General features: G+C 48.0%; 27 protein-coding genes. 23 read left to right on the forward strand and 4 right to left on the reverse strand.

The genetic code is table 11. The features are described 5' to 3' along the window. Nucleotides 1-12: 12 nt before the first annotated feature. The 10 genes from D5E69_RS10485 to D5E69_RS10530 all read left to right on the forward strand — a co-directional run bounded on the left by D5E69_RS10485 (nt 13) and on the right by D5E69_RS10530 (nt 11,122). Nucleotides 13-921, forward strand: a complete 909-nt coding sequence (locus D5E69_RS10485; protein WP_063191227.1) for a helix-turn-helix domain-containing protein — start codon at nt 13-15, stop codon at nt 919-921. A gap of 49 nt (nt 922-970) precedes the next feature. Continuing rightward, nucleotides 971-1,549 carry a CDP-diacylglycerol--glycerol-3-phosphate 3-phosphatidyltransferase gene (pgsA, locus tag D5E69_RS10490; protein WP_159129623.1) on the forward strand — a complete coding sequence of 193 codons (579 nt, stop codon included), beginning with the start codon at nt 971-973 and terminating at the stop codon, nt 1,547-1,549. A 63-nt stretch (nt 1,550-1,612) separates the two neighbouring features. After that, on the forward strand, nt 1,613-2,851 hold the full coding sequence (locus D5E69_RS10495; RefSeq protein ID WP_159129624.1) for a competence/damage-inducible protein A: 1,239 nt from the start codon (nt 1,613-1,615) through the stop codon (nt 2,849-2,851). 214 nt (nt 2,852-3,065) lie between these two features. Next, entirely contained in the window at nt 3,066-4,103 is a 1,038-nt protein-coding gene (gene recA / locus D5E69_RS10500; RefSeq protein WP_048003984.1) for a recombinase RecA, read from the forward strand. Nucleotides 4,104-4,510: 407 nt separating this feature from the next. After that, nucleotides 4,511-6,070, forward strand: coding sequence for a ribonuclease Y (gene rny, locus D5E69_RS10505; RefSeq protein WP_048003983.1), 1,560 nt, complete (start codon nt 4,511-4,513; stop codon nt 6,068-6,070). A 109-nt stretch (nt 6,071-6,179) separates the two neighbouring features. Beyond that, entirely contained in the window at nt 6,180-6,983 is an 804-nt protein-coding gene (locus tag D5E69_RS10510; protein WP_048003982.1) for a TIGR00282 family metallophosphoesterase, read from the forward strand. A gap of 133 nt (nt 6,984-7,116) precedes the next feature. Beyond that, the gene (gene spoVS / locus D5E69_RS10515; protein WP_034760060.1) at nt 7,117-7,377 is read left to right on the forward strand and encodes a stage V sporulation protein SpoVS; all 261 of its coding nucleotides are present in this window, start codon (nt 7,117-7,119) and stop codon (nt 7,375-7,377) included. 81 nt (nt 7,378-7,458) lie between these two features. Further along, nucleotides 7,459-8,388 (forward strand): dipeptidase, encoded by a 930-nt coding sequence (locus D5E69_RS10520; protein WP_159129625.1) that lies wholly within the window; start codon nt 7,459-7,461, stop codon nt 8,386-8,388. A gap of 129 nt (nt 8,389-8,517) precedes the next feature. After that, nucleotides 8,518-10,269 (forward strand): 2-oxoacid:acceptor oxidoreductase subunit alpha, encoded by a 1,752-nt coding sequence (locus tag D5E69_RS10525; protein WP_048013100.1) that lies wholly within the window; start codon nt 8,518-8,520, stop codon nt 10,267-10,269. Then, nucleotides 10,256-11,122 carry a 2-oxoacid:ferredoxin oxidoreductase subunit beta gene (locus D5E69_RS10530; RefSeq protein ID WP_048013101.1) on the forward strand — a complete coding sequence of 289 codons (867 nt, stop codon included), beginning with the start codon at nt 10,256-10,258 and terminating at the stop codon, nt 11,120-11,122. Before D5E69_RS10525 ends, D5E69_RS10530 begins: the two co-directional genes overlap by 14 nt. A gap of 67 nt (nt 11,123-11,189) precedes the next feature. Here D5E69_RS10530 and D5E69_RS10535 read toward each other — a convergent pair whose 3' ends face one another. Beyond that, on the reverse strand, nt 11,190-11,705 hold the full coding sequence (locus tag D5E69_RS10535; protein ID WP_048003978.1) for a hypothetical protein: 516 nt from the start codon (nt 11,703-11,705) through the stop codon (nt 11,190-11,192). Between the two features lie 470 nt (nt 11,706-12,175). Between D5E69_RS10535 and D5E69_RS10540 the strand changes: the two genes are divergently transcribed. The 5 genes from D5E69_RS10540 to D5E69_RS10555 all read left to right on the forward strand — a co-directional run bounded on the left by D5E69_RS10540 (nt 12,176) and on the right by D5E69_RS10555 (nt 15,901). Then, complete coding sequence (locus D5E69_RS10540; RefSeq protein ID WP_142245911.1) at nt 12,176-13,357, forward strand: BMQ_0737 family morphogenetic spore coat protein; 1,182 nt, start codon at nt 12,176-12,178, stop codon at nt 13,355-13,357. Nucleotides 13,358-13,398: 41 nt separating this feature from the next. Further along, nucleotides 13,399-14,517, forward strand: a complete 1,119-nt coding sequence (locus D5E69_RS10545; RefSeq protein ID WP_048015565.1) for a hypothetical protein — start codon at nt 13,399-13,401, stop codon at nt 14,515-14,517. Nucleotides 14,518-14,540: 23 nt separating this feature from the next. Next, a complete protein-coding gene (locus tag D5E69_RS23820; protein WP_258523385.1) occupies nt 14,541-14,675 on the forward strand; it encodes a hypothetical protein in 135 nt (44 codons plus the stop codon). Next, nucleotides 14,659-15,069 (forward strand): M67 family metallopeptidase, encoded by a 411-nt coding sequence (locus D5E69_RS10550; RefSeq protein ID WP_148795047.1) that lies wholly within the window; start codon nt 14,659-14,661, stop codon nt 15,067-15,069. The genes D5E69_RS23820 and D5E69_RS10550 overlap by 17 nt, the downstream gene beginning before the upstream one ends. 133 nt (nt 15,070-15,202) lie before the next feature. Continuing rightward, nucleotides 15,203-15,901 carry a glycosyltransferase gene (locus D5E69_RS10555; protein ID WP_048003975.1) on the forward strand — a complete coding sequence of 233 codons (699 nt, stop codon included), beginning with the start codon at nt 15,203-15,205 and terminating at the stop codon, nt 15,899-15,901. 310 nt (nt 15,902-16,211) lie between these two features. On the opposite strand, the gene D5E69_RS10560 is transcribed toward D5E69_RS10555, so the two are convergent. Then, a complete protein-coding gene (locus D5E69_RS10560; protein WP_048015566.1) occupies nt 16,212-17,120 on the reverse strand; it encodes an NAD-dependent epimerase/dehydratase family protein in 909 nt (302 codons plus the stop codon). Between the two features lie 76 nt (nt 17,121-17,196). Further along, entirely contained in the window at nt 17,197-18,267 is a 1,071-nt protein-coding gene (locus tag D5E69_RS10565; RefSeq protein WP_048015567.1) for a glycosyltransferase family 4 protein, read from the reverse strand. Between the two features lie 172 nt (nt 18,268-18,439). On the opposite strand from D5E69_RS10565, the gene D5E69_RS10570 reads away from it, so the two are divergent. The 8 genes from D5E69_RS10570 (at nt 18,440) to D5E69_RS10605 (ending at nt 25,347) form a co-directional block, all read left to right on the forward strand. After that, nucleotides 18,440-19,147: a glycosyltransferase family 2 protein gene (locus D5E69_RS10570; protein ID WP_249931589.1), complete on the forward strand. Its 708-nt coding sequence runs from the start codon at nt 18,440-18,442 to the stop codon at nt 19,145-19,147. Continuing rightward, nucleotides 19,144-20,103: a hypothetical protein gene (locus tag D5E69_RS10575; RefSeq protein WP_048015568.1), complete on the forward strand. Its 960-nt coding sequence runs from the start codon at nt 19,144-19,146 to the stop codon at nt 20,101-20,103. Before D5E69_RS10570 ends, D5E69_RS10575 begins: the two co-directional genes overlap by 4 nt. A gap of 181 nt (nt 20,104-20,284) precedes the next feature. Then, nucleotides 20,285-21,076, forward strand: coding sequence for a glycosyltransferase family 4 protein (locus tag D5E69_RS10580; protein ID WP_159129626.1), 792 nt, complete (start codon nt 20,285-20,287; stop codon nt 21,074-21,076). Further along, nucleotides 21,073-21,498, forward strand: coding sequence for a glycosyltransferase family 4 protein (locus D5E69_RS10585; protein ID WP_249931590.1), 426 nt, complete (start codon nt 21,073-21,075; stop codon nt 21,496-21,498). The genes D5E69_RS10580 and D5E69_RS10585 overlap by 4 nt, the downstream gene beginning before the upstream one ends. A gap of 97 nt (nt 21,499-21,595) precedes the next feature. Beyond that, the gene (wecB, locus tag D5E69_RS10590) at nt 21,596-22,690 is read left to right on the forward strand and encodes a non-hydrolyzing UDP-N-acetylglucosamine 2-epimerase (protein WP_048013110.1); all 1,095 of its coding nucleotides are present in this window, start codon (nt 21,596-21,598) and stop codon (nt 22,688-22,690) included. Next, nucleotides 22,680-23,672, forward strand: coding sequence for an SDR family NAD(P)-dependent oxidoreductase (locus D5E69_RS10595; protein WP_048003969.1), 993 nt, complete (start codon nt 22,680-22,682; stop codon nt 23,670-23,672). Before wecB ends, D5E69_RS10595 begins: the two co-directional genes overlap by 11 nt. Beyond that, nucleotides 23,669-24,484, forward strand: a complete 816-nt coding sequence (locus tag D5E69_RS10600) for a dTDP-4-dehydrorhamnose reductase family protein (protein ID WP_048015570.1) — start codon at nt 23,669-23,671, stop codon at nt 24,482-24,484. The genes D5E69_RS10595 and D5E69_RS10600 overlap by 4 nt, the downstream gene beginning before the upstream one ends. After that, entirely contained in the window at nt 24,481-25,347 is an 867-nt protein-coding gene (locus D5E69_RS10605; RefSeq protein ID WP_159129628.1) for an NAD-dependent epimerase/dehydratase family protein, read from the forward strand. Before D5E69_RS10600 ends, D5E69_RS10605 begins: the two co-directional genes overlap by 4 nt. Before the next feature lie 35 nt (nt 25,348-25,382). Here D5E69_RS10605 and D5E69_RS10610 read toward each other — a convergent pair whose 3' ends face one another. Further along, nucleotides 25,383-26,264, reverse strand: a complete 882-nt coding sequence (locus tag D5E69_RS10610; RefSeq protein WP_048015572.1) for a glycosyltransferase family 2 protein — start codon at nt 26,262-26,264, stop codon at nt 25,383-25,385. Nucleotides 26,265-26,269 lie beyond the last annotated feature (5 nt).

Here is a 26,269-nt window from a genome sequence, read left to right on the forward strand (position 1 = left end):
AGGTGTTAAAAAGTGTCTGAATTAGGAAAACGTTTAAAAGATGCAAGGGAGTCTCAAGGCTACAGCCTCGATGACCTGCAGCGGATCACGAAGATCCAGAAACGCTATTTGACCGGAATCGAGGAAGGTTCGTACGATTCCATGCCCGGTAAATTTTATGTGAGGGCCTTCATCAAACAGTATTGCGAAGCAGTCGGGCTGCCTCCTGAAGAAATCTTTGAGGAGTACAAGTCCGAAATTCCTGTCACGCAGCACGAAGAAATCCCTGATTCACTTTCAAGGGTCCAGACGAGGAAGACGGTCTCCGAAAGTTCCTCGAAGGTCCTCGATTTCATCCCGACGCTGCTCATTGTAGTGGTGATCATCGGCATCTTATTTATCGCGTGGTTTTTCTTGTCCGGGAAAATGGGCAATAATGACGCTGCTGACAATGATACGAACAAAAACAGCCAGGTAGCGGTGGATGAAAAGGATGTACCGAAGGAAGCCGATGATTCAAAAAAATCAGCTGACAATAAAGAAAAACCTGCAGCCGATAAGGACAAAAAGCAGGATAAAGAAGCGGATTCAAACGATACTAAAAAAGAAGACGCACAAACACTTGAGCAGACTTCTGTCCAGGGATACAAGACCACCTATGAATTGAAAGGGACAGATCAATTCGATCTTACATTATCTGCTGACGGTGATTCATGGATCGGTGTATATAATGAAGATGATAAGGTGTTGTTTGAAGGCACCCTGACGAAAGGGAGCGAAGAGGACTTCGATTTCTCAGGAGAGTCCCAGGCCTACCTCATCATCGGGAATGCTGCCAACACAGTGATCACCCTCAATGGGGATGAGGTCGAGTACGGAATCCCGACCGATGTCGTCAGGCAGGATGTTATCATCAATTACAGCAAAGAATCTTCAGAGTAAGGAAAGGGAGTTCCCTTTCCGCTAGTGCACTGGATTGGAGGCAATACATTTGAATTTACCAAATAAAATCACCATCTCCCGGATCATCCTGATCCCGTTATTTCTCATCATCATGCTGGTTCCCTGGAACTGGGGGGATATGCGCTTCCTTGGGGCAGATCTTCCTGTCAGCCAATTCGTGGGGGCTCTCATATTCATCATCGCGTCGACGACGGACTGGATCGATGGATATTATGCAAGGAAGCTGGATCTTGTCACCAACCTCGGGAAGTTCCTTGATCCCCTAGCGGATAAGCTTCTTGTATCTGCAGCCTTGATCGTACTGGTTGAAATGGGAGTGGCTCCTTCTTGGATCGTCATCATCATTATCAGCCGTGAGTTTGCCGTGACCGGCCTTCGCCTTGTGCTAGCAGGAGAAGGGGAAGTGGTGGCTGCTGGGCAGCTGGGTAAGATCAAAACGTGGGCACAGATCATCGCCATATCGGCATTGCTGTTGAATAATGCCATCTTCGAACTCATGAACCTGCCGTTTGATATCATTGCCCTATGGATTGCCATGTTCTTCACCATTTGGTCCGGTTGGGACTATTTTTACCATAATCGCAAAGCGTTTGTTAATTCTAAATAATGTAAGGAAGGGGTTGATTCAATTGGAATCATCCCTTTCTTCTTTCACTGGGAGGAAATAATCATGAATGCAGAAATTATCGCAGTCGGATCGGAATTACTTTTGGGGCAGATCGCTAATACCAATGCCCAGTTCATCTCAGAAAGGCTTGCCGAAGTAGGGGTGAATGTGTTTTATCATACAAGTGTGGGAGACAACCCGGCAAGACTTGAAGAAGTCATCAAGCATGCTGAAGAGAGGGCGGATCTGCTCATCTTTACAGGAGGTCTCGGACCGACCAAGGATGATCTCACCAAAGAGACCATTGCAAGGAGTCTGGGCGTCAGCCTCTCGATGGATGAAGATGCCATGGACTCCATCAAGGCTTATTTTGAGAAAGTAGGCAGGGTGATGACACCCAACAACGAAAAGCAGGCTTTGATACTCGAGGGTTCGGTACCATTGAAAAATGATTTTGGCATGGCACCCGGGATGGTGTTTCAACAAGCGGGTAAAGCATATATCCTGTTGCCTGGCCCGCCTTCTGAAATGAGGCCGATGTTCAGTACCTACGGGATTCCTGCCGTCATGAACCTCATGAAACGAAAAGAGGTGATCCACTCCCGTGTTCTCCGTTTCTTCGGAATCGGCGAGTCGCAGCTAGAAGCCGACCTTGAAGAACTCATCGACCGCCAGACGAATCCGACGATCGCACCTCTTGCAGGTGACGGTGAAGTGACCTTGCGATTGACGGCCAAGCACGAATCAAAAGATGTCGCGGAGACACTTCTGAATGAGCTGGAATCAGAAATCCGCGGAACCGTCGGGGAGTATCTATATGGATACGATCAAGATTCACTCGAACGGGTGGGCTTCAGACTCCTGAAAGAAAAAGGCTTGACCCTTGCGGCAGCTGAGAGCCTGACGGCAGGCTTGTTCCAATCCAGCCTCGCCTCGATTGCAGGAGCTTCTTCCGTCCTTGAGGGCGGAGTGGTGTGCTATCAGGATTCTGTGAAAAGGAATGTGCTGAACGTACGGGAGGAAACATTGAAGAACCAAGGTGCGGTCAGTCGTGAATGTGCCATTGAGCTTGCAGCAAATGTGCGGTCACTGTTCAAAACCGATATCGGCATCAGCTTTACCGGCGTAGCAGGACCTGAAGCGCAGGGGGATCTGCCTCCTGGTACCGTCTGGATCGGCATAGCCGCTGGTGAGGAAGAGCCGAAGGCATACCAGCTCACTCTGGCCGGAAGCCGGAACGGCAACCGCAGCCGGACGGTGAAGTATGGGTGGCATTATTTGGTGAAGGAATGCAATGAATAAGAAACGGGATGGGTGCCCACTGGGTGCCCATTTTTTTGTAGGATTGGAAACAGTGAGAGAATCATGGGAAATAGCGAAGGACAAAAAAACCGAATGAATGTTCGACTTTTTGCTTGTTTTCTATTAAAAAAACCTTTATAGTTATAGATAGGTTGGAAGTGAGACAAGCGTATAGATTGTTAACCAGTTAACCATTCTGAAGGAGGAATCATTTGTGAGTGAACGTAAAGCAGCCTTGGATATGGCGTTAAAACAAATAGAGAAACAATTTGGTAAAGGTTCCATCATGAAATTGGGAGAAAAGACCGACAGGGAAATCGTGACGGTCCCAAGTGGATCCCTTGCCCTTGATGCAGCACTTGGGGTAGGCGGATATCCACGTGGAAGAATCATTGAAGTGTATGGACCGGAATCGTCCGGTAAGACAACCGTTGCCCTCCATGCCATTGCAGAAGTACAGGCACAGGGCGGTCAGGCAGCTTTCATCGATGCAGAGCACGCATTGGACCCTGTCTACGCACAGAAATTAGGGGTCAATATCGATGAGCTCCTTCTTTCGCAGCCGGATACAGGGGAACAGGCATTGGAGATCGCCGAGGCCCTCGTCCGAAGCGGAGCCGTCGATGCCATCGTCATCGACTCCGTGGCAGCACTTGTTCCGAAAGCCGAGATTGAAGGGGAGATGGGGGATTCACACGTGGGGCTCCAAGCACGTCTCATGTCCCAGGCCCTCAGGAAGCTTTCTGGTGCCATCAATAAATCGAAGACCATCGCCATCTTCATCAACCAGATCCGTGAAAAGGTTGGGGTTATGTTCGGAAACCCGGAAACGACACCTGGTGGACGCGCCCTTAAATTCTACTCTTCCGTGCGCCTTGAAGTCCGTCGTGCCGAGACCCTCAAGCAGGGGAATGAAATGGTGGGGAATAAGACCAAGATCAAAGTCGTCAAGAACAAGGTCGCTCCTCCATTCCGGGTTGCAGAGGTGGATATCATGTACGGTGAAGGGATCTCAAAAGAAGGTGAAATCGTCGACCTTGGTTCTGAACTCGACATCATCCTTAAGAGTGGTGCCTGGTATTCCTATAACGAAGAACGTCTTGGTCAAGGACGTGAAAACGCAAAAGTATTCCTCAAAGAGAATCCGGACATCCGTAATGAAATCATGCTGAAGATCCGTGATCACTACGGTTTGGATACTGGTCGCGCCGAGACAGAGGATATGGAAGAAATGAGTCTGTTAGACGACTGATGCTTTCCTGCCGGGCTTTGGCTGCATTACCTTCGCCGACTGGGGATCGTTGCATGTAGCGAAATGATGCAGATCACACTGCCTTTTGAAAAGCGGACTGGTTACGGCCAGTCTGCTTTTCTGCTTTTTAAGGAATGAATTGCCCGGGAACTGACCACAATGATACTAATGTCATTCATTTTAAGGTATAAAACGTGCCGATTGATGGGATTGCTTGATAAATCTGGACACAAAGGTCCCAACCCCTTGACAATAAATTTTCTGAGATTTAAAATTAACATGTATATTTTACAATATTTTCGAATGACATTTGAAAGCCTAGCGCTGTATGTTGAGGTCAATTTGTGCAATGTACAAGCCGACATGTAAAAAACATGATGAAAGTGATAGCAAGAGGAGGTGAAATGATGCAACCTATAACACTCATCTCCATTTTGCTTAGCCTTATCGTCGGTGTCGTTGTTGGATACTTTATTCGCAGATCCATTGCCGAAGCGAAGATTGCAGGGGCCAAAGGTTCCGCAGAGCAGATTTTGGAAGAGGCCAGGCGCGAGGCGGATGCTCTGAAAAAAGAGGCCTTGCTTGAGGCAAAGGACGAAAATCATAAACTTCGCACTGAAATGGAAAATGAACTCCGTGAACGAAGAAATGAACTGCAAAAACAAGAAAATCGTTTGATGCAAAAAGAGGAGAATCTGGACCGTAAAGATGAGACACTCGATAAACGGGAATCTCAGCTTGAACGCAGAGAAGGTACTCTAAACGAGAGACAACAACATATTGAAGAGATGGAAAGCAAAGTGGACGAGATGGTAAGATTGCAGCAAACGGAGCTTGAACGCATCTCGAGCCTGACGCGAGAAGAAGCGAAGGGCATCATTCTTGAGCGTGTGGAAAACGAATTGTCCCATGATATTGCCATCATGGTTCGCGAACACGAAACCCGTGCAAAGGAAGACGCAGACAAGAAAGCGAAGGAGGTCCTATCCCTCGCAATTCAGCGTTGTGCTGCAGAACATGTGGCCGAAACGACTGTCAGCGTCGTGAACCTGCCTAACGATGAGATGAAAGGTCGTATCATCGGAAGGGAAGGAAGAAACATCCGTACTCTGGAAACACTAACAGGAATTGATCTCATTATCGATGATACCCCAGAGGCGGTCATTCTTTCAGGATTCGATCCGATCCGCAGGGAGACTGCTCGAATCGCACTGGAGAAATTGGTCCAGGATGGTCGTATTCATCCGGCACGCATCGAAGAAATGGTCGACAAATCCCGTCGTGAAGTGGATGAATATATCCGCGAGATTGGTGAACAGACCACATTCGAAGTAGGTGTCCACGGATTGCATCCTGATCTCATCAAGATCCTCGGTCGCTTGAAGTACCGTACGAGCTATGGACAGAACGTCTTGAAGCATTCCATCGAAGTAGCTCATCTATCCGGGCTATTGGCGGCAGAACTTGGTGAAGATGAACGTTTGGCTAAACGGGCTGGTCTCCTTCATGATATCGGGAAGGCCATTGACCACGAAGTGGAAGGCAGTCACGTTGAAATCGGCGTCGAGCTTGCCACTAAGTATAAGGAACATCCGGTCGTCGTGAACAGTATCGCATCCCATCACGGGGATACCGAGCCGACGTCCATCATCGCAGTACTCGTCGCTGCAGCAGATGCACTTTCTGCAGCAAGACCGGGTGCAAGAAGCGAAACCCTTGAGAACTATATCCGACGCTTGGAGAAACTGGAAGAGATTTCAGAGTCCTATGAAGGAGTCGAGAAATCATTCGCCATCCAGGCAGGGCGCGAAGTCCGGATCATGGTCCGGCCGGAAGCCATCGATGATCTGGAATCTCACAGACTGGCACGGGACATCCGGAAACGGATCGAAAGTGAACTGGATTATCCGGGACATATTAAAGTCACGGTAATTCGTGAGACAAGGGCAGTAGAATACGCAAAATAACTGGTTGACTCAGGAAGGGGCTCCCCTTTCTGAGTCAGCTTTTTTATTGATTCAAATGCATCCATATGTGATACAATAACGGAATGAAGCAAACAGAAGGGATTTTTTTATGAAATTATTATTTGTAGGAGACGTCGTAGGTTCAATGGGCCGGGAGATGATCTCTGAATATCTACCTAAATTGAAGAAAAAACATCTGCCGGATTTTACGATCGTGAACGGGGAGAACGCCGCTTCAGGCCGGGGCATCACGGAAAAGATTTATAAGCAATTCATTCAGGACGGCGCCAACATGGTAACGCTTGGGAACCATGCTTGGGATAATAAAGACATCTTTGATTTCATCGACGGAGCCAAACAGATTGTGCGACCTGCAAACTTCCCAGAGGGTACGCCGGGACAAGGGTTGGTATTCGCCCAGGTTCACGGCAAGGAAATTGCCGTGATCAATGCACAGGGAAGGACATTCATGCCGCCACTTGATGATCCATTTGCCGTTCTGGACGACTTGGTGACCGAAGCAAGAAAACGGACGCCGATCGTTTTCGTTGATTTCCATGCCGAAGCGACGAGTGAAAAACAAGCGGTTGGGTGGTTCTTGGATGGAAGGGTGTCCGCCGTCATCGGGACGCATACCCATGTACAGACGGCAGACAACCGGATATTACCGAATGGCACGGCATTCATGTGTGATGTCGGCATGACGGGCCCTTACGATGAGGTACTTGGCATGAGCAAGGACTCGGTTATCAAACGGTTCCAGACAAGTCTGCCGGTGCGCTTCGAAGTGCCTAAAACCGGTCGGAAAACCTTGAGTGCCTGCTTGATCGATATTGATCATAAAACGGGAAAAGCAACGAAAATCGAACGCATCCTCATCAATCAAGATCATCCGTTCATGACCGAATACTAAAATTCATTCCTTTTTCCTCCATACCGGAATGATTTGTCCATTTCCTGAATATAGTAGCAGTGGAATTGTTTATACCAAGTTTGTTCTTTACCACAAGCATACGGTATAGGGGAAATGACAAGGAGGAAAAGGAATGGAAATATTAAAAGTTTCAGCAAAATCTAATCCTAATTCTGTAGCAGGTGCACTTGCCGGTGTTCTTCGTGAGAGAGGGGGAGCTGAAATCCAGGCGATCGGTGCCGGTGCGCTGAACCAGGCTGTAAAAGCCGTAGCCATTGCCCGCGGATTTGTGGCTCCGAGTGGTTTAGATTTGATCTGTATTCCGGCATTCACAGATATCCTGATCGACGGGGAAGAACGAACCGCGATCAAGTTGATTGTAGAACCAAGATAATGAACAATAAGGGCTGTCCGCCATGGTGGACAGCCCTTATTTCGTTGATTACTATAAAGATAACAACCGGGAGGTGCAAGTATGATCATCGATACACATTGCGACGTACTTATGAAGCTATATATGCATCAGGGTCGGTATTTATTCAATACGAAGAGTGGATTGATGATCACCTACCCACAGCTGGTGCAGCAACACAGCCGGGTGCAGCTCTTCGCCATATTCATCCCCACCCATCTGAAGCCGGGGGAAAGATTCCAGGCTGCCCTGACGATGGTCAATCTCTTTCACCGTCAAGTGATTTCCCCCAATGATAAGATGGTGATGGTACGTTCAAGAGAGGATGTTCTCGCCTTGGAAGAAGATGAAATCGGTGCCATGCTCACTCTTGAAGGCATTGAAGCAATCGAGGAAGACATGGAGAAATTGGAGATCCTCTATCGCCTCGGGGTCTCGTCTGTCGGTCTGACCTGGAACTGGGCCAATGCCGCAGCCGACGGTGCACTTGAACCGAGGGGGGCGGGTCTGACGAATTTCGGGAAGGAAATCATCACATTCCTCAATGATCACGGTATGTGGACCGATATGTCTCATCTCAGTGAACAAGCATTTTGGGATGCCCTGCCACTTGCCGAACATCCTATCGCTTCCCATTCGAATGCCTATACGATTTGTCAAAACCCACGAAATTTAAAGAATGATCAAATAGAGGCGCTGATTGCAAAGGACGGATTCATCGGCATCACCTTCGTCCCTCCATTCTTGAATACAGCGAAAGAGGCCTCCATGTATGATGTGATCCGTCATGTCGATCATGTGTGCAGTCTTGGAGGAGAGGACCATATCGGATTTGGGTCTGATTTTGACGGAATCGATCAAACGGTGAGCGGATTGTGCCGCTATACCGATTACGGTTCGCTGATCGGGATGCTCTTGCGCTATTTTTCCGATGCCCAAGTGAGAAAATTCATTGGGGGAAATGTTCTGAAAAGACTTCCCGTGATCCTGTAATCCATAGTGGAATGGTGCGAATTGCAGGTAGTGATTTTCAGGCAAAAGTGATACACTGATTAAGTGAGTCAGGCATATGGGGAGACCGTTTCCCCCTATAATAGATTGCTAAGGAAGGGATTGAATGGAATGAAGCATCAGCTTTCCTGGAAGGTCGGCGGACAACAGGGAGAAGGGATTGAGAGTACAGGAGAAATCTTCTCCATGGCTTTGAACCGTCTCGGTTATTATTTATATGGATATCGTCATTTCTCCTCTAGGATCAAGGGAGGACATACAAATAACAAGATCCGCGTTTCTACGACGCAGGTAAGAGCGATTGCCGACGATCTGGATATTCTCGTTGCATTCGATCAAGAAACGATTGATGTGAATTATAAGGAATTACATAATGAAGGAATCATCATTGCCGATGCGAAGTTCAAGCCTGTCAAACCAGAAGATACAGCTGCAGAACTATATGTGGTCCCCTTTACGGAGCTTGCCACAGAGCTTGGAACGTCCCTGATGAAGAATATGGTGGCGGTCGGCTCAACATGTGCAGTGATGAACCTTGACCCTTCTGTATTCAAAGAAGTGGTCGTTGAGATCTTCGGCCGTAAAGGGGATGCCGTCGTCGAGAAGAACATGGAAGCGATCAGACAGGGCTATGACAAGATGAAGGACGATCTTGGTGAAAAAGCAGGCTCCCTAGAGCTGGAAGCGGCTGATGGGAAAAAGCGTATGTTCATGATTGGAAATGATGCCATTGCCCTTGGTGCCCTTGCAGGAGGAGTGCGTTTGATGGCTGCATACCCCATTACGCCGGCATCAGAGATCATGGAGTACCTCATCAAGAAGCTGCCCCTCGTTGGCGGTACCGTGATTCAGACCGAGGATGAGATTGCTGCCGCTACGATGGCGATCGGTGCGAATTATGGAGGCATCCGTTCATTCACGGCATCTGCGGGACCAGGTCTCTCACTCATGATGGAGGCTATCGGATTATCGGGGATGACCGAACAGCCCCTTGTTGTCGTGGATACACAAAGGGGAGGGCCTTCCACAGGACTTCCTACAAAGCAGGAACAGTCCGACCTCATGGCGATGATTTACGGGACACACGGCGAAATCCCTAAAATCGTCCTTGCTCCGAGTACGGTGCAGGAAGCTTTTTATGATACGGTTGAAGCCTTCAATCTGGCAGAGGAGTATCAGTGCCCTGTCATCATTCTTTCCGATCTGCAGCTTTCATTAGGAAAACAGACGGTGGAGCCGCTGGATTATTCAAAAGTGGAAATCAGGAGAGGGAAGCTTGCGGATAATGAGCTGGATGAACTTGAGCCGAAGCACTACTTCAAGCGCTATGAAGTGACCGGCGATGGCGTGTCCCCAAGGGTGATCCCCGGAATGAAGAACGGTATTCACCATGTTACCGGGGTGGAGCATGATGAAACAGGGAAACCGTCTGAATCCCCAGTGAACAGGCAGGCCCAAATGGATAAAAGGATGCGCAAATTGAATGATATCCGCTTTGACACGCCGGTTCATATTCATGCAGCCCATGAGGAACCGGATGTCCTTCTGGTCGGATTCAATTCCACCAGGGGAGCGATCGAGGAAGCCATGGTGCGTTTGGAGGAAGATGGGATCTCAGTCAACCATGCCCATGTCCGCCTCATCCATCCTTTCCCCACGGAAACCATACAGCCTCAGCTTGCATCGGCGAGAAAAGTGGTTGTGATCGAGAATAATGCTACAGGACAGCTGGCGAACATCCTGAAGATGAATGCAGGCTATGGCCAAAAGGTCGTCAATATGACTAAATATGACGGGACGCCTTTCCTCCCGCATGAAATACATGAAAGATGTAAGGAGCTGACGCAAAATGGCAACATTTAAAGATTTCAGGAATAATGTCAAGCCGAACTGGTGTCCCGGATGTGGTGACTTCTCTGTCCAGGCCGCCATACAGCGTGCTTCTGCGAATGTAGGACTGGACCCGGAACAGCTGGCCGTTGTCTCGGGCATCGGTTGTTCCGGCAGGATTTCCGGCTATATCAATTCATACGGCTTCCACGGAATCCACGGCCGCTCCCTGCCCATTGCCCAAGGCTTAAAAATGGCGAATAAAGAGTTGACGGTGATTGCTTCCGGAGGCGACGGTGATGGTTTTGCAATCGGCCTCGGCCATACCATCCATGCAATCCGGAGGAACGTCAACATCACGTATATCGTGATGGATAATCAGATTTATGGATTGACAAAAGGGCAGACTTCCCCGAGGTCGTCAACCGGCTTTAAAACAAAATCCACTCCACAAGGGAGCATCGAACCTGCTCTTGCACCAATGGAGATGGCTTTGACCGCAGGTGCCACATTTGTTGCACAGAGCTTTTCTTCTGACCTCAAGGAACTAACTGCACTGATTGAAGCAGGGTTGAACCATGAAGGGTTTTCTTTGATCAATGTATTCAGTCCATGTGTGACCTATAATAAGATCAATACGTACGACTGGTTCAAAGAGAACCTCACAAAGCTATCCGACGTGGAAGGATATGATCCTTCGAACAGGGAGCAGGCCATGAGTCTCCTTATGGAGAAGCAGGGGCTCGTGACGGGACTCATCTATCAGAATAGCGATCAACCTTCCTATCAGCAATTGATCCCTGACTATTCAGAACAACCACTGAGTTCTCATGATATCCGTCTCGAAGAAGAAACCTTCGATCAATTGGTGAAGGAATTTATGTAAAACAAACCGGGCTCTCGCGGTAGAGTCCGGTTTTTTTATGTGCTGGAACGGGAGCGTCCTGCCTTATTCATTGATGTCCACGCTGCATGCTTCTCACGTAGCCTCGTTTTAGATCCAGGAACCTTTTCTTCAAGCGTTCGAGTGCCGCGACCACTTCAAGTTGCCTTTTCTTTTCCTCATATATAGAGGTGTTCAGCTTCCTGATCTCTTCATTCTTCTCGTCAATTATCCTTGTGAACTCTCCGAATTCCGCTTCCTTTTTGTGACGTTCCTTCACGAGCGCTGATTCCAGCTGCATGACGTTTTCTTTCAGCTTTTCGACTTCAGTGGTATCGTTCTTCAAGATGCCTTCATTATCCCTGATAAGGAATGAGAGGCTGGGGCGTCCTACGTCTTCCTTTGCGATTCGCTCGCTCAGGCGCCTGTTTTCTTCCTTCAGCTCCTCGACTTGGCGCTTCAGGGTCAGGATGGCTTTTCTTGACTGAGTGGACTCCAATGCTTCATATTCCTGTTTGAACCTTTGCATTTCCGATTTATAATGGATGATCAGCTGATTGAGCTGGATGGGATCGAGCCGATTCATGCGGGTCACCTCTCTTTCGTTTCGGTTTCTTTTACTTCTATATATATGTATGAACCGGGTCATTCGTCCATCCAATGAATAAAGCCGTGTAAACTTCCCAGCGTTTACACGGCTTTCTTTCTATATTTTTATCCGCACACGAATATTCATTCTAAGCGTAAACGTTTGATTCTTACTTAATCAATCTCAAAATCTCTTTGAATGATGCGTCCATTGCCGTTTCCGATGCGGGCGCATGTATGGAATGCATTCATAAGAGGTTGCTCTTCACCTTCCTTTTACATCCTATGCACGTCCATCGGAAAATTGTTGGATAGGTGTCAGGGGGCCTGCGCCTTTTTTTTTATATGGAATACCATGCCGGTTATATTTTTTTGAGGAATCTAGGTGTTTTCTCTATACCGATTCGCGATGCCCCCATAGGATATAGTGTTAAATAAATATTCATGTAGACGAAAGGAAGGATTTGTTTGAATAAGCGTAAACAACTTAGGGGTTCCCAGACTCCTACGCCAACACCATCACCATCTCCTATTCCATTGGATCCCAATGATCTTGCTCCAGAATGTATTCGTGTCGACAAAGTATATGATTGGGTGTTTTATGCCAATCGATACGAAAACAAAAACTTCATCCCTGATGAAGACTGCCGTGCAGCGGTCAGTGCAGCACTAGCGGCCGGCCAACGTGTGGAAGTACAAACGGCACCGGTTGATCCTGCAAGTGTCAGTGTGACTGGTACCATCCTTGAAAACGGAAACCCGGGCCGCGTCCTGATCGTATGGACAGTCCCAGTAGAAGTCACTATCCTCATCGCAGGTGTACCAGCGTGTACGTTCACAGTTCGGACTCAATTCACTGATGAGATCATGCTTTGTGTGCCGACTGGCATCACGAATGCCAACCTGAACATCCGTGCTACGCAAGTCATCGCGTCTTCCGGTGGCGTCCTAATGGGACCAGATCCATTCGGACCGATGATTCCGCTTCGTGTTGTCCTTTGTAAAGATGTTCAAGTGGAATTCCCTGTAAAGTTGGAAGTACTGGCTAAATTCTGCTTCCCGCGTCCAAACAACATTCCAGTACCAGAAGAGCAGCTTCAATGTGACTTGAGCCTTCTTGAATTCCCTCGTCAATGCCCTGGCTTGTTCCCTGTTGCAAACTGTGAGTGTCAAGGTACAGCTCTTGCGAGGAATGAAGATACCGAAGCCACATTCGGCACTGGAGCAGCGGCTGAACTTGTTACAGGTCTATCCACTCTCAGAGCGGAAATCTGTCAAGAGTGTTCCCTTGGGGACAGCACATGGTCTTACTCCTTTGTTGATACGGAAGTTGGACCGACTCCTGCACCTACTGCAACTGGATTCCAACCGGACTTCAGCTTCAGCTTCAACCCGTCTTCCATTGACCGCGTAACATGTGGAACAGACGCATTGACTGCTGTCGGAGAAGGGATCCGCTACTTCGACGGCGCCCCTGAGCAATTGTTCTACGAACTTCAAATCTTCACAGGCTTGCTTGGACCGATTGCTGAAGGCTTCCGCCTGATCCTTCGTAACACTGCCAATGCCGTCATTTTCGACAGTGGAGTAGTAGAAGCTCTCGTTGAATTCAGCGAGTGTCAAACATTCAATGACCTATTGAACGGCTAATGATTAGGGAGAGAGAGGAAACTCTCCCTCCTTTTTTTAACATGGAAAGAATCTGTACATATGATGAAAGAAAAGGATCAATGGGGGTGTTGGCGATGATGGAAAGGGACGATGGTGAGGCATTGAAGGCATTGGACGATATTCGGGTCATATCGGAAGAAGTGGAGTCGTTGTTCGGGGAATTGACAGAACGCGGTCCAGGCCGCATGGAGAAGGCAAGGATGCAGGAGGAAGCAGATGGCCGCAGGATCGTGGAATCCCTCCAGGCTCAACTGAAAGAATGGAAAACCAGGGAACGGGAGCAAGGTGAAGTGATCCTTGTCCTTAAACGAAAAATGGAACAGCTCAAGGAGAAGATCCATCATGATCGAGTTGCGAGCGTGAAGCCATCGTCCCCTTCAGTGGAAGTCATCATGATCGAGAACAAGGGTCCGCACATGCTGAAAGCGGTGAAGGAAAGGGTTATGAAAGTCGTATATGAGGCACCATCCAGAAATTCATTTGTCAGGATCGACTGCGATAGTATGCTCATGGGTTTAGAGACGAACAAAAAGATGGTGGAGCTTTTTTATAAACAGATGAATTCCTATACAGAAAGGTGGAGATATACGATGTGGAATTTTTTATCCGGTAAGGAGCACGCCGAAATGAACGCTGAGGTTTTACAGAGGTTGGAAGAAATCGATGAGCAGCTTCGTGTATACTCATCGAAATTTATGGAAGTGAAGGAAGCGATAGCCGAACAGCAAAGCAGGAACGACTCCGCTCAAAACCATCTCACTGAAGTGAAGAAGATCCAGGAAGAAATCAATAAGATTGAAAGCTATTATGAGGAAGAGATCCAAAGCCTGAAGCAGCAGATCGACCATTTCAAGGAGAGGGAAGGGGAGCTCCAACGGGAAATCACCCTTCTGCATGATCAGCAAAAAAATGCCCCCAAACAAAGTGCGAGGGAGCTTGAACTGGAAGCTGAAGTTGAATCATTAAGGAGTAAAATCAAGCAACAATCGAACAAAAAAAATGATCTGTATAAGCAGATGAAGACCCAGAAGAAAGAGGAAGTCCCGCAGGTGAACCCGGAATTCGATGAGTATGGAAACATTCCCCTGCCCTCCGATTCCAAGAGGACGATGTTCAATCCGCAAAAGTACTTCCGATGACCCATGGAAGGGGGTGAAACATCATGATGAAGAAAGATCAAAACCAAATCTACAGACAGAAAAAGAGCATTCCCATCGGCATTAAAAAAGAACAAAGGGAAAAAATCGCAGCAGAGCGCACCAAGTTCAAGTTTAAAGGGTGTGGGTGCAACGCATAAAGAATCAGTCATTCTTTCAAGGAATCTCTATAGCAGATTGATCCTGGAAGCGAAATCTTCCATGCCGAATGAAGCATGCGGACTCCTATCCGGAACCGGTTCACGATGCACGGGGGTTTGGCCGATGAGAAATACCGAACCATCCCCCTATTCCTTTGCCATAGATGAATCGGAGAAGGAACGTGCTGTTAGGGATATGCATGAACGCAATGAGACATTTATCGGATTGTACCATTCTCATCCGAATGGCCTGCCTGTCCCTTCGCAGGATGATATCGATCATGCACCAGATGTATTCTACTTCATTATTTCCGTCGGTGGCGCGGAAGAAGGAATCCGTTGCTACAGAATCCGGGGGAGACAGGTCACACATCTGACCATCATTGTGGAATAAGAGTGCAATGGCACTCTTATTCCCATTTGTCTTCCTAACTGAAAGAGTAGATTACGAGATTCGGTGAAACGCACAAGCGGTTTTCTCCTGTATGCATATAGTATAGAGAGACAAGCAGGAAAGAGGTGATTATGTGAAAGTCTCAATCATCATCCCATTTTACAATTGTCCCTATGTCGATCAGGCGATACGGAGTGCCATCCACCAAACCTATCCTGATCTTGAAGTCATTGTAGTGGACGATGGTTCTACCAAGTTCACCGAGAAGATCGCACCGTATAAACATCGAATCAAATACATCCGAAAAGCGAACGGTGGAACGGCTTCAGCTCTTAATGAAGGTTTGCGGCATGCAACGGGTCATTACTTTGCCTGGCTGAGCTCAGATGATCAATTTGTCGCAGATAAAATACAAAAGCAAGTGACGTTCATGCAGAGGAACGGATCAAGACTCTCCTATACGGCCTTTAAAACCGTGGATTCAAACAATACGATTATTAGCGAAATACGTTCTGCACCCATGAGACATGGGACATTCAAGCAGCGGTTGCTTCAAGGGTGTCCAGTGAATGGATGCACGGTCATGGCAGAGATTGCCCTCATGAAGCAGGCAGGCTGGTTTGACGAAGGATATAAATATGCCCAGGACTATGAAATGTGGTGCCGCCTCAGTTTGTTCACTCACATGCACTATTTCGATGAATCACTTGTGCTGTACCGAGTTCACCCTGGGATGGGTACGGCCCGTTTCGGAGGCGGTATTGCGAATGAAGCACAACAGATCCAACAAACGTACAGCAAGCTTTTCCAATCTGCCAAACGGAAAAAATAAATAGAGCCTGCTGGGACAAACGTGTTTTAGTCATAGTAAAACCCGAATTCATTTGCCTGCGATCAGGCAAAATAGTTCGGGTTTTTAATTTGTTTCATGACCATTACTCTTTTAGATTCTAGCGGTTGATTGGAGTGCAAGACGAAGACTCCTGTGGGAAGAGCGGCACCCTCAGGCATGCCGAGGAGGTTCACGGGCTACCCGCGGAAAGCAAAGTCTTGCACGGAAATCATTAGAGGTATACAGGACCTACATCGATAGTGTTCGTCATTAAATAATCCCATTTTAGTTTCTAGCAACCTCTTTCTTTCTATCGGCGGCGGAGCGTTTCAGAAATGCCCATGTCCATATCATACCGGTGAGCCCACCCAAGGGTCCGGTTGATCAAAGCCGGATCCAGACAGCTGTGTTTAATATCGCCGGGGCGATCCGCACCGTGCGTATAGGGGATGGATTGACCCGTGTGATTTTCAAGGGTCTTGATGACCTCGAGGAGTGATGTGGGGATACCGGTCCCTACGACAAATGTGCCTACATCCTGAATATCCCCGGCCGCCCTGTTGGCTGAAACGATGTCTTGCACATACACATAGTCTCTCGTCTGCAATCCGTCTCCGTTCACCTTTAACGGTTCTCCTTTTGACAGTTTTTCGGTAAAGACGGCGATGACTCCGCCTTCCCCTTTTGCCGTCTGTCTGGGACCATACACATTCCCATATCTTAAAATGGTGTAGGGAATGGAGAAGAGGTCGTGATAGAGTGTGATATAGCGCTCAGCCACCAGCTTCGAAAGCCCGTAGTAGGAAAGGGGAGAAACGGGAAGGTCCTCAGTGAGGACCGATTCAGGTGAATTCCCGTAGACAGCGGAAGTGGACGAAAAGACGAACTTTTTCAGTGACAGGCTCCTGCATGCTTCCAGGATGTTGATGGTTCCACCCACGTTCACCAACATATCCGTATGCGGGTCTTCCAATGACCGGTTCACATCTGCTTGTGCTGCAAGGTGATAGATGACATCCGGCTTGATGGAAGTGATCAGTTCCCTTGTTTCTTGAGAACTGATATCCAATTGGTGAAACGAAGCGGCATCAGGCAGATGCTCTAGTTTTCCGCTGCTCAGATCATCAATGATATGGACGTCTAAGCCGTCTTTGATAAGGCTGTCGGCCAGGTGGGAGCCGATGAAACCTGCTCCACCGGTTACAATTGCTTTTTTCATAGTGTTCACCTCTGTTTTTAATACACTATGCAAAGAAGCTGATTCGGGTTGAACAGCACGCCCATGAAAAGTCGTTTTAGATGCCTAAAGTTCTGAGCATGCCATTGAAGTGAATCCTATATGCTTCGTGACCAAACTGCGATTTAAGATGGAGAAGGGCGTTTTCGATGATGTACGATCGCAATTGTCCATCATCCATCAGTTTCAGCCCCTGCTCGACTGCTGTCTGAACATTGCCGATCGAGTAGTATTTTCCCGTTTGGTTATGAAGGATAGTGCTCCTGATCCCATCTGAGTCTGATGTGAGGACGGGACATCTGCAACTCATCGCTTCCAAAGGTGAGTAAGGGGCCCCTTCGACCTTGGACGTGCAGCATAGAAACCCTCCGGAATCTCCGATCTTCGAGAAAAAATGGGGCATCTGGGAATGTGGTACATTCTGTAGGAGATGAAGGTGTGCATCAAGATGATAGATGGATTTCAGTGTATTGAAATCCTGGCGTTCTTTAGGTGTGGAAAGGCTGGGATCTTCAAACATATATAGCTGGATTCCCGGCTTCCTCTTGATCATTTCGTGACCGATATGCAGGAACTCCCTCCAGTTTTTATTATCTTCCAACCTACCGATCCAGGCGATGATGGGGGAGGGATGTTTCGGGAGCGCCTTATAGGTGAAGGCATCCGCATCAAAGCAGTTATTGAATCCGAATGTTGGGGTCCCGGGGAAAAACTCATTGAATATGGCACCTATATGCGGGGTTTTCGGATAGAGCAGCCCATCGCAGAATTGATTCACATAGGGGATCGCATTTCTCATTTCAGCCCTCGCTGTTGCCTGGGGACCATACCCCTGGATTTCTAATAGGATCTTCCCCTTGTAACCAAGTTTCCGGAAACGTTCCATTCCCCGGTAATCAGAAGTGATGATGACGGCATCGTATCGGCCTTTTTTCAGGATCCTCTGGATGTCGGCATCCTGATCGGCTATAAATACATTGGCTTCTTCATGGTTCAACAGATCCCGTTTCTTGCTGTAGTAGAGGAAGTCACACTGAATCCCTGCAGATTTTAATGCGGCAGCCCTCTGTCGATTCAGCGTTTCTACACCGCCGCTGGGTACATAGAAGACAAATAAAACGTTTAACATAGTATCCTCCTTTAACCGAATGGACTCATTGGTCCTTATTATCAGGTATATGTAAAATGCGGGAAGTTGTACAGGACATTCAGGGAATAACCATTGAAATCCCTGTTTTTACTGTCAACGGATACAAGCATGACATAGTATGGAGAAGAAAAGCTTATGAGGGGGTGAAAGGATGGTTATGATTCCGAAAGTATCTATTATCATTCCGTTCTACAATTGTGCTTACGTGGATCAGGCAATCGAAAGCGCCCTCAATCAATCATATCCGTCAATCGAAGTGATTGTGGTGAATGATGGCTCCACCATGCATCTGGAAAAGCTTGAACCTTATGCAGATCGGATTTCGATTCTCCATAAAGTCAACGGAGGAACGGCAACGGCATTGAACTGGGGAATGGATACCGCTTCCGGGACCTATACCGCCTGGCTGAGTTCAGATGATCTATTCCTACCGGAGAAGATTTCCCTGCAGGTAGAGTATATGGAGCGGAATCGGATCGACCTCTGCTTCAGTGATTATCTTCTTATCACGGATGCAGGAACAGAATGGATGTGGTCGGTCAATGAATCCTTTGAGGAAATAAAAGGGCTTAAAGACGTGCTGTCGTATCGGAATCCCATTAATGGATCAACGATGCTCATGAAGAGGACGATCTTCAGGGAAGCCGGATTCTTTGAACCGAAGTACCGCTTTACCCATGATTATGATATGTGGATGCGGCTGATGTTGAAGGGATACTCATTTGGTTACATTCACCGGCCGCTTATTAAGTATCGCACCCATCCAGCGTCAGGCAGTATGAACCATCAGGCCGATATCCGTAGGGAAATGAATGATCTGCAGCTGCTATACCGAGAAAAAAGGAGAGAAGAGGATTGAGAGAGCTTATACTATCGGGAGCCACCCAGAAATCCGGACTTAAGAAGGATTGGGAACAGTTTAAAAAAGGCCTGGTCCTTTCGTTTCACACCAAAACCCAGCAGATACAAAAGGTGATTGAATATACCTCCCCAAAGGAAGTTTGTGCAGAAGATGAGCCCTCTATATCGTTCACGGCTGCCACGTTGAGGAAGAACAAGCTCTATGTTCCAACGCATACCGAAATATTGGTATACGATTTGAATACCTATCGGCTCGAGAAATATTTCACATATCCTTCATTGAATGATGTCCATCACGTGTATCCAAGAAACAATGGGAATCTGCTTATTTGTAACACCGGGCTTGATATGGTGATCGAGACGTCCCCTAAAGGTGTGATCCTGAACGAATGGAATGTAGGCAGAGGGGGGCCATGGAAAAGTTTTGATCCGTCGATCGACTACCGGAAAGTCCCTACCACCAAACCCCATAAACATCATCCGAACTTTGTGTTTGAACTGGACGATGAAATATGGGTGACAAGATGCCTGCAGAAAGACGCGATCTGTTTGACCGATCCTTGGAAAGAGATAACGATCGGCAGGCAGCTCATCCATGACGGAGTCCTTTATAAGAACCATCTTTATTTCACGCAGGTGGACGGCCACATTATCAAAGTGAATGCAGGGAGCCTGCAGGTCGTTCAGGACATCGACCTCTCAACCGTGGCTTCACACGAGGAAAAACTGGGGTGGTGCAGGGGCATCAGACCGCTTACAGAGGATATCATCCTTGTTGGCTTCACACGGATCAGACCGTCAAGCAGGGTGAATGAAGACGGATCCAGGGAATATTACGGGCAGCATGGTGTCCTTCCAACCCGAATAGCCTGTTATAACATCAAGGAAATGGTTTTGATGTGGGAGAAGGATCTTGAGCCTTATGATATGAATGCCATCTATTCTATTAGCTGATTAAAGGAGAGTGGAAGAGTTGTTGCCCAGAAAAAATACGTACCGACATCCCGGCAGGAGTGTTCCCATTTCAGCTAAAAAACCGCTACCGAAACCCCAAACGAATACCCCTCCGAGATATGCCATCCCCGATCCCAGGTTGAGAGAAGTGCTCGACCGGTATGCAGGGGAGTGGTGAACGATGAAAATCTTGATCGCTACCATCTTCCCATTACCGGGGGGAGGTATTTGGTCATTTGTGTCCCACCTTCATGATGGTCTTGTCGCGCAAGGACACTCCGTCGATATCATCTGCTCGAACCACACCAATACACAGGTATTGAATCTCTTAAAAGGGAATACAGTCGAACTTGTGCCCTTCCGTCCCATGATTGAGCGAAAGCTGAGGAAGTCCATTCCGAAATTGATCCAGCACCCATGGGTTTATCATGCTGAAGTGAACAGGTATCAATTTGAAAGGGGACTGACAGAGCTTGATTTGTCACAATATGACCTCATCCACTGTCAGGATGTCCTTTCTGCGGTATCGATCAGCAGGATGAAACCTGCACGTACCCCCATGGTCACGTCCATCCACGGTTTTTTGTCCGGGGCGATCTTCCATCAAATCAAAGCCACTAATCCCGGCATCGCCGATGATGATATCTGGAACAGTTTCGTCCTTCAGTACTACGCCAGATTGGAAAAAATCGGCTATGACAGCAGTGCATGCCTCCATACTTCAAGCAGATGGATGCGGGGGATCCTGCTGAATCAATACAGCGTTCCCTCTCGTAAGATCATGACCTTCAACTATGGGGTCCCGATTGAACAGTTCCCTGCATACTCGGGACAGCGTCCATCCGGTAAATGCACGATTGTGGCCATCAGCAGATTGGTCTACCTCAAAGGCCTTCATCACCTTCTTGAGTCCCTAGAAATGCTCTCCCCGTCGTTGGATTGGGAATGCCAGATCCTCGGGAGGGTGAGATGAAGGATAAACTGATGGACCAGGCTAGACAGCTTGGAATCGATTCAAAGGTGAACTTCCTTGGAAATCGGAACGATGTTGTACAAATCCTGCAGATGGCGGATGTTCTGGTGATTCCGAGTCTCCAGGAAAATCAGCCGTTTGCGGTTATTGAAGCACAAATGATGGGAGTACCGGTGATTGCATCCAATGCAGGCGGACTTCCTGAAATGGTGGAGCACCAAGCAACGGGCCTGATCGTGGAAAAAGCGAATAGCCATCAGCTCTCCAGGGCATTGGATCATATCATCCGTCACCCTGCAGAGCGGGACCGGATGGGACAGCAGGCATGGAAAATGAGCAGGGAAAAATGGGGTCTTGCATCTCTCATTGAGAATGCTTCAGCATTCTATCAGTCAGCGATGAACACGAACATCAAGACCTGATCTATCCGCCCTTTTATTGAAACAGTGAGAAGAGTCTAGGACAGCTCCCGCTTTCTATCATAATGTATTAAGACGAAACAGAAAGGAGAGCTCACAGGTGAAAATCGTTACAGTACTGGGGACAAGGCCGGAGATCATAAGGCTGAGCCTCATCATGAAAAAGCTTGATCAGCTTGCCGATCGGCATGTCATCGTGCACACAGGGCAGAACTTCACCCACTCACTGAACGGGGTGTTTTATCAGGAGCTTGGTCTGCGTGCACCCGACTACGTCCTGTCGGATAAGCAGCAGTCCCTCGGAAAGCAGCTATCCGCCCTCTATGAAGGACTCGAAGACATTCTGATCCGTGAGAAGCCGGATAAAGTGCTTGTGCTTGGCGACACGAACAGCGGGCTGAGTGCCATCCTGGCAGAGCGGATGATGATTCCTGTCGTCCATATGGAAGCAGGGAACCGCTGCTTCGATCTGAATGTACCGGAAGAGAAGAATCGAAAGATCATCGATTCTGTCTCATCATTCAATCTTGTCTATACCCCTTATAGCAAAACCAATCTTCTCAATGAAGGAATGACACCAAGCAAAATCATCACAACAGGCAACCCCATCTATGAAGTATTGAAGCACTATGAATCGAACATTGATGACAGCACCATCCTTACAGGCCTTTCATTGAAAGAAAGGGACTACTTCTTGGCCACGATCCACAGGGCAGAAAACGTAGACAACCCCGACCATCTTACCTCCATCATCCAAGCCATGAACCGCATAGCTGCCACCTACAAAAAAAGAATCATCTTCAGCGCGCATCCGAGAACACGTTCCAAGTTATTGGCCATGCCCCACCTATCCATCGATCCGAGAATTGAATTCCATGAGCCTTTCGGATTCTTTGATTTTATTCAGCTCGAAAAAAAGGCGTACTGCGTTTTGACCGACAGCGGGACTGTCCAGGAAGAATGCTGTATCTTCCATGTGCCGGCCGTCACAGTCAGGAAGACGACCGAGAGACCGGAAACCGTCGATTGTGGCAGCAACTTCATTTCCGGCCTGGAGGAAGCAAACATCGTGAATGGTGTCAAAGTCATGTGTTCCAAGGCTGCAAATTGGCATTGTCCTGCAGAATACTTGGATGAACATGTGTCGGATAAAGTGATCAATATACTTTTAGGAGGTACAGAAATTGTTTACTAATAAAACAATCCTAGTGACGGGAGGAACGGGATCATGGGGGAACGAGCTCGTATCCCAGCTTCTCGAGAAAAATCCGAAGGAAATCAGGATTTTCTCCCGGAATGAAACGAGTCAGGTACTGACAAAGCAGAAATTCGAGAACGATCCACGACTGACGTTCCTGATCGGGGACGTGCGGGATAAGGAGGCGGTGATGGAGGCGGCTCAGAAAGTCGATTATATCTTTCATCTTGCTGCACTTAAACATGTACCGGTCTGCGAGCATCAGCCTCTTGAGGCACTGAAGACGAATGTGATGGGTACCCAGAATATCATCGATGCCGCCATTGAGAATGAAGTGGAAAAAGTGATCAATATCTCCACTGACAAAGCGGCGAATCCCTCCAATTTCTACGGTTTTACGAAAGCCATGGGGGAGAAACTGATCATCAATGCCAATGTCCTGACCGATAAAACGAAATTTGTGTGCGTACGGGGAGGAAATGTACTGGGGACAAACGGAAGCGTCATCCACGTCTTCAAGCATGGAATCAAGGAAAAGTCGAAAATCGGGATAACGGATAAAAACATGACCCGTTTCTTCCTCACGATCAAAGACGCCATCAAGCTGTTGTTCAAGGCCACCTATGAAAGCCACGGAGGAGAAATTTTCGTCATGAAGATGCCGACGTGCAAGATCATGGATCTGGCTCAAGTACTCATCGATCGATATTCACCTGATCAGGAAGTGACAGTGGAAGAACTCGGGATCCGACCGGGAGAAAAACTGCATGAATTACTTCTGACGGAATTTGAAAGTCACAATACCATTGTATATGACAACGAATACTTCGTGATTTTACCTACGATCCATATCGAAGGGCTGACGGAATTCTACAAAGATTTTCCACAGGTGGATCTCGATACGTATTCTTCCAGCGATAACATCATCAATTACGATCAGATCAAGTCCATGCTGAAGGACGGGGGCTTCTTGGAATGAAAATCCTCGTATTGGGAGGCAGGGGCATGGCAGGCCATGTCATCACTTCCTATATGAAAAAGCAGGGACACGATGTCCTGTACACCACACGGAATGAAGATGGGATCCAACTTGATGTAACCAGCCTTGCAGGTGTACGGAATGTCATCCTGAGCCACAAGCCGGATGTGCTCATCAACGCCGTCGGTCTCCTGAATGAAGATGCAGAGGCAAGGCTGAAGGATGCCATCATCGTGAACGGGCTCCTGCCCCATTATTTGACGGAAGTCCTTGATGAATATGGAGGGAAACTTGTCCATATCAGTACGGACTGCGTCTTTTCAGGAGAAAAGGGCAGCTATGTCGAGGATGATGAAAAGGACGGCACCACCGCCTATTCGAAGACGAAGTCGATCGGTGAGGTGACCCGGTCCCCCCATCTGACGGTCAGGACCTCGATCATCGGACCTGAATTAAAAGAGAATGGAATCGGCCTCTTTCACTGGTTCATGAAGCAAAAAGGGGAAATAAAAGGATACGCGAATGTGTTCTGGAACGGTGTGACCACTCTGGAACTTGCCAAGGCAATCGATCACCTGATCCAAGCCGGTGCAACAGGACTCTATCATCTATGCACGCCGGGCAGAATCAGCAAGTATGAGCTGCTTCAGCTTTTCAAGGAAACTCTTCAAAAAGATGATGTGACCATTACCCCTTCTTTGACACCGGTTCATGATAAAACGCTTGTTCATACGCGAAACGACGTTCATTTTCACGTTCAGGACTACAAAAGCATGCTCTCAGAAATGGTCGAATGGATGCGGCAAAAATGAAACGCGTCCTAGTGACAGGGGCATCGGGATTCACCGGGCGTCATGCTTGTGCCTTGTTCGCTAGCATGGGTCACGCTGTATACGGCCTTGTAAGGACACCTACGATGATGAAAGACGTGACGCTAGTTCATTGTGACCTCATGGATGAACAGCAGGTCCAGAGGGTGGTGGAAGAGGTGAAACCCGACATCACCCTGCATCTGGCTGCGCAAAATCATGGTGGTATATCCTGGGAGAAACCTGCTCTTACGTTCCGCATAAATGTAGTGGGTACCCTGAATCTTTTGGAAGCCTTGAGGATCAGCGCACCAGATTCCGTGATGCTGGTCACGGGATCGGTACTTGAATGGAACGCGGGCTCCATGCCGGCCCATCCCTATGGCGTATCGAAGGTCATGCAGACAGCCCTTGCTTCCTCTTGGTCACAGCTATTCGGCTTGGATGTGCGAATTGCCCGCTCTTCTAATTTATGCGGTCCTGGTGAATCCACGGGCATCTGTTCCCTGTTAGCCAGAAGCTGTGTTGAAGGGAAGGAAGCATTTCACTTTTCCAATATACTCGATCAGAGGGATTTCCTGGATGTCAGGGATGCGGTTCGTGCCTATGCAAGGATTATTACAGATGGTGAGCGCGAAGGGGATTATACTGTAGCCTCCGGTCGGAACCGGACCCTCCTGGAAGTGGCAAGGGAAACAAGGGATATAGCCGGTAGCGGAATCTCCTTCACCACAGACGCCTTTCAGCACACTTTCCAGGAAGTGTATTCCACGAGGGGAATCCGGGCGTTGGGGTGGGAACCAGTTATTCCGTTCAAGCAGACGCTTGCAGATATCCATGACTATATGAATAAAACAAAAAGGTAATCGGAGACGATTACCTTTTTGCCGTTCCATAGGAATCAGAAGTAGATGGAGAATTTCTTGAACAGTGTTTCAATACTGGTCTTCCTCTTCTTCATATACTCTGTTCGTTTTTTGAGAACCCCATCCTGGAGCACCCTTCGATCAATCTTGATGGGAGAACCATGAACAATGAGAGATTTGGCCCTTTCGATCCGCGCATCGTCAAAATGGAGATAGGCCATTCTCATAAGGTTGTAGTAGATTCCCTCGTAGTTTACGTTGTACGGATGGGCCGTCCTGAACAAATGAAGGATCGTGACCGTGGGATCGCAGTGGCAACGGTAACCGAAAAGCCACAGTTTGATCGAAATTTCTACATCTTCGTGCCCCCACGAATAAAATCCGGGTTCAAATCCGCCAATATCGTCAAACGTCTCTTTCTTCATAACAATGCACGCACCGGGAAGGATGGCTGTTTCAAAAAGCGCACGGCCCCTGGGATTCCATTTGATTTTCAGGGAAGGAGTCAGAGATTGGCCGTAGCCCACGATGGAAGGGTCCTCCAGCGAACCGATGGCTGGACAAACGGCATCGGTTACCCCGCTTGCCACCGGATAGACAAGGCGGTCCAACCAGAAATTCTCAAAGGTCATATGGGCATCGCAAAAAGCGATATAGGGGTAGTTGGCAGCATCCGCCCCCAGATTCCTGGCAACAGATGGCCCCACCCCTTCTGCCCGCACATAGGTCACTTTTTGTTTATGTTCATAGGTGGAAAGGAAGGCGAAGCCATCATCAGTGGAGGCATCGTCCACAAGGATTGCCTCGACCTCGACATTTGTCTTGACGCTGAAAAGGGAATCCAACGTCATCTTTACATTCTTGCCTTCGTTCTTCACAGGGAATACAACGGAAACTTTGGGTATATGCCTGCTCATATCGA

Source organism: Rossellomorea marisflavi, from assembly GCF_009806575.1.
Lineage (GTDB): Bacteria > Bacillota > Bacilli > Bacillales > Bacillaceae_B > Rossellomorea > Rossellomorea marisflavi_A.

Excerpts from the sequence above, each read along its gene's own strand:
- D5E69_RS10580 (WP_159129626.1), top strand. The coding sequence starts at position 20,285 with ATGAAAATCTTGATCGCTACCATCTTCCCATTACCGGGGGGAGGTATT.
- D5E69_RS23820 (WP_258523385.1), top strand. The coding sequence starts at position 14,541 with ATGATGAAGAAAGATCAAAACCAAATCTACAGACAGAAAAAGAGCATT.
- D5E69_RS10585 (WP_249931590.1), top strand. The coding sequence starts at position 21,073 with ATGAAGGATAAACTGATGGACCAGGCTAGACAGCTTGGAATCGATTCA.
- D5E69_RS10565 (WP_048015567.1), bottom strand. The coding sequence starts at position 18,267 with ATGTTAAACGTTTTATTTGTCTTCTATGTACCCAGCGGCGGTGTAGAA.
- D5E69_RS10535 (WP_048003978.1), bottom strand. The coding sequence starts at position 11,705 with ATGAATCGGCTCGATCCCATCCAGCTCAATCAGCTGATCATCCATTAT.
- D5E69_RS10520 (WP_159129625.1), top strand. The coding sequence starts at position 7,459 with ATGATCATCGATACACATTGCGACGTACTTATGAAGCTATATATGCAT.
- D5E69_RS10570 (WP_249931589.1), top strand. The coding sequence starts at position 18,440 with ATGGTTATGATTCCGAAAGTATCTATTATCATTCCGTTCTACAATTGT.
- D5E69_RS10530 (WP_048013101.1), top strand. The coding sequence starts at position 10,256 with ATGGCAACATTTAAAGATTTCAGGAATAATGTCAAGCCGAACTGGTGT.
- D5E69_RS10510 (WP_048003982.1), top strand. The coding sequence starts at position 6,180 with ATGAAATTATTATTTGTAGGAGACGTCGTAGGTTCAATGGGCCGGGAG.
- D5E69_RS10495 (WP_159129624.1), top strand. The coding sequence starts at position 1,613 with ATGAATGCAGAAATTATCGCAGTCGGATCGGAATTACTTTTGGGGCAG.
- D5E69_RS10605 (WP_159129628.1), top strand. The coding sequence starts at position 24,481 with ATGAAACGCGTCCTAGTGACAGGGGCATCGGGATTCACCGGGCGTCAT.
- rny (WP_048003983.1), top strand. The coding sequence starts at position 4,511 with ATGCAACCTATAACACTCATCTCCATTTTGCTTAGCCTTATCGTCGGT.
- D5E69_RS10610 (WP_048015572.1), bottom strand. The coding sequence starts at position 26,264 with ATGAGCAGGCATATACCCAAAGTTTCCGTTGTATTCCCTGTGAAGAAC.
- D5E69_RS10560 (WP_048015566.1), bottom strand. The coding sequence starts at position 17,120 with ATGAAAAAAGCAATTGTAACCGGTGGAGCAGGTTTCATCGGCTCCCAC.
- D5E69_RS10545 (WP_048015565.1), top strand. The coding sequence starts at position 13,399 with ATGGAAAGAATCTGTACATATGATGAAAGAAAAGGATCAATGGGGGTG.
- D5E69_RS10525 (WP_048013100.1), top strand. The coding sequence starts at position 8,518 with ATGAAGCATCAGCTTTCCTGGAAGGTCGGCGGACAACAGGGAGAAGGG.
- D5E69_RS10600 (WP_048015570.1), top strand. The coding sequence starts at position 23,669 with ATGAAAATCCTCGTATTGGGAGGCAGGGGCATGGCAGGCCATGTCATC.
- spoVS (WP_034760060.1), top strand. The coding sequence starts at position 7,117 with ATGGAAATATTAAAAGTTTCAGCAAAATCTAATCCTAATTCTGTAGCA.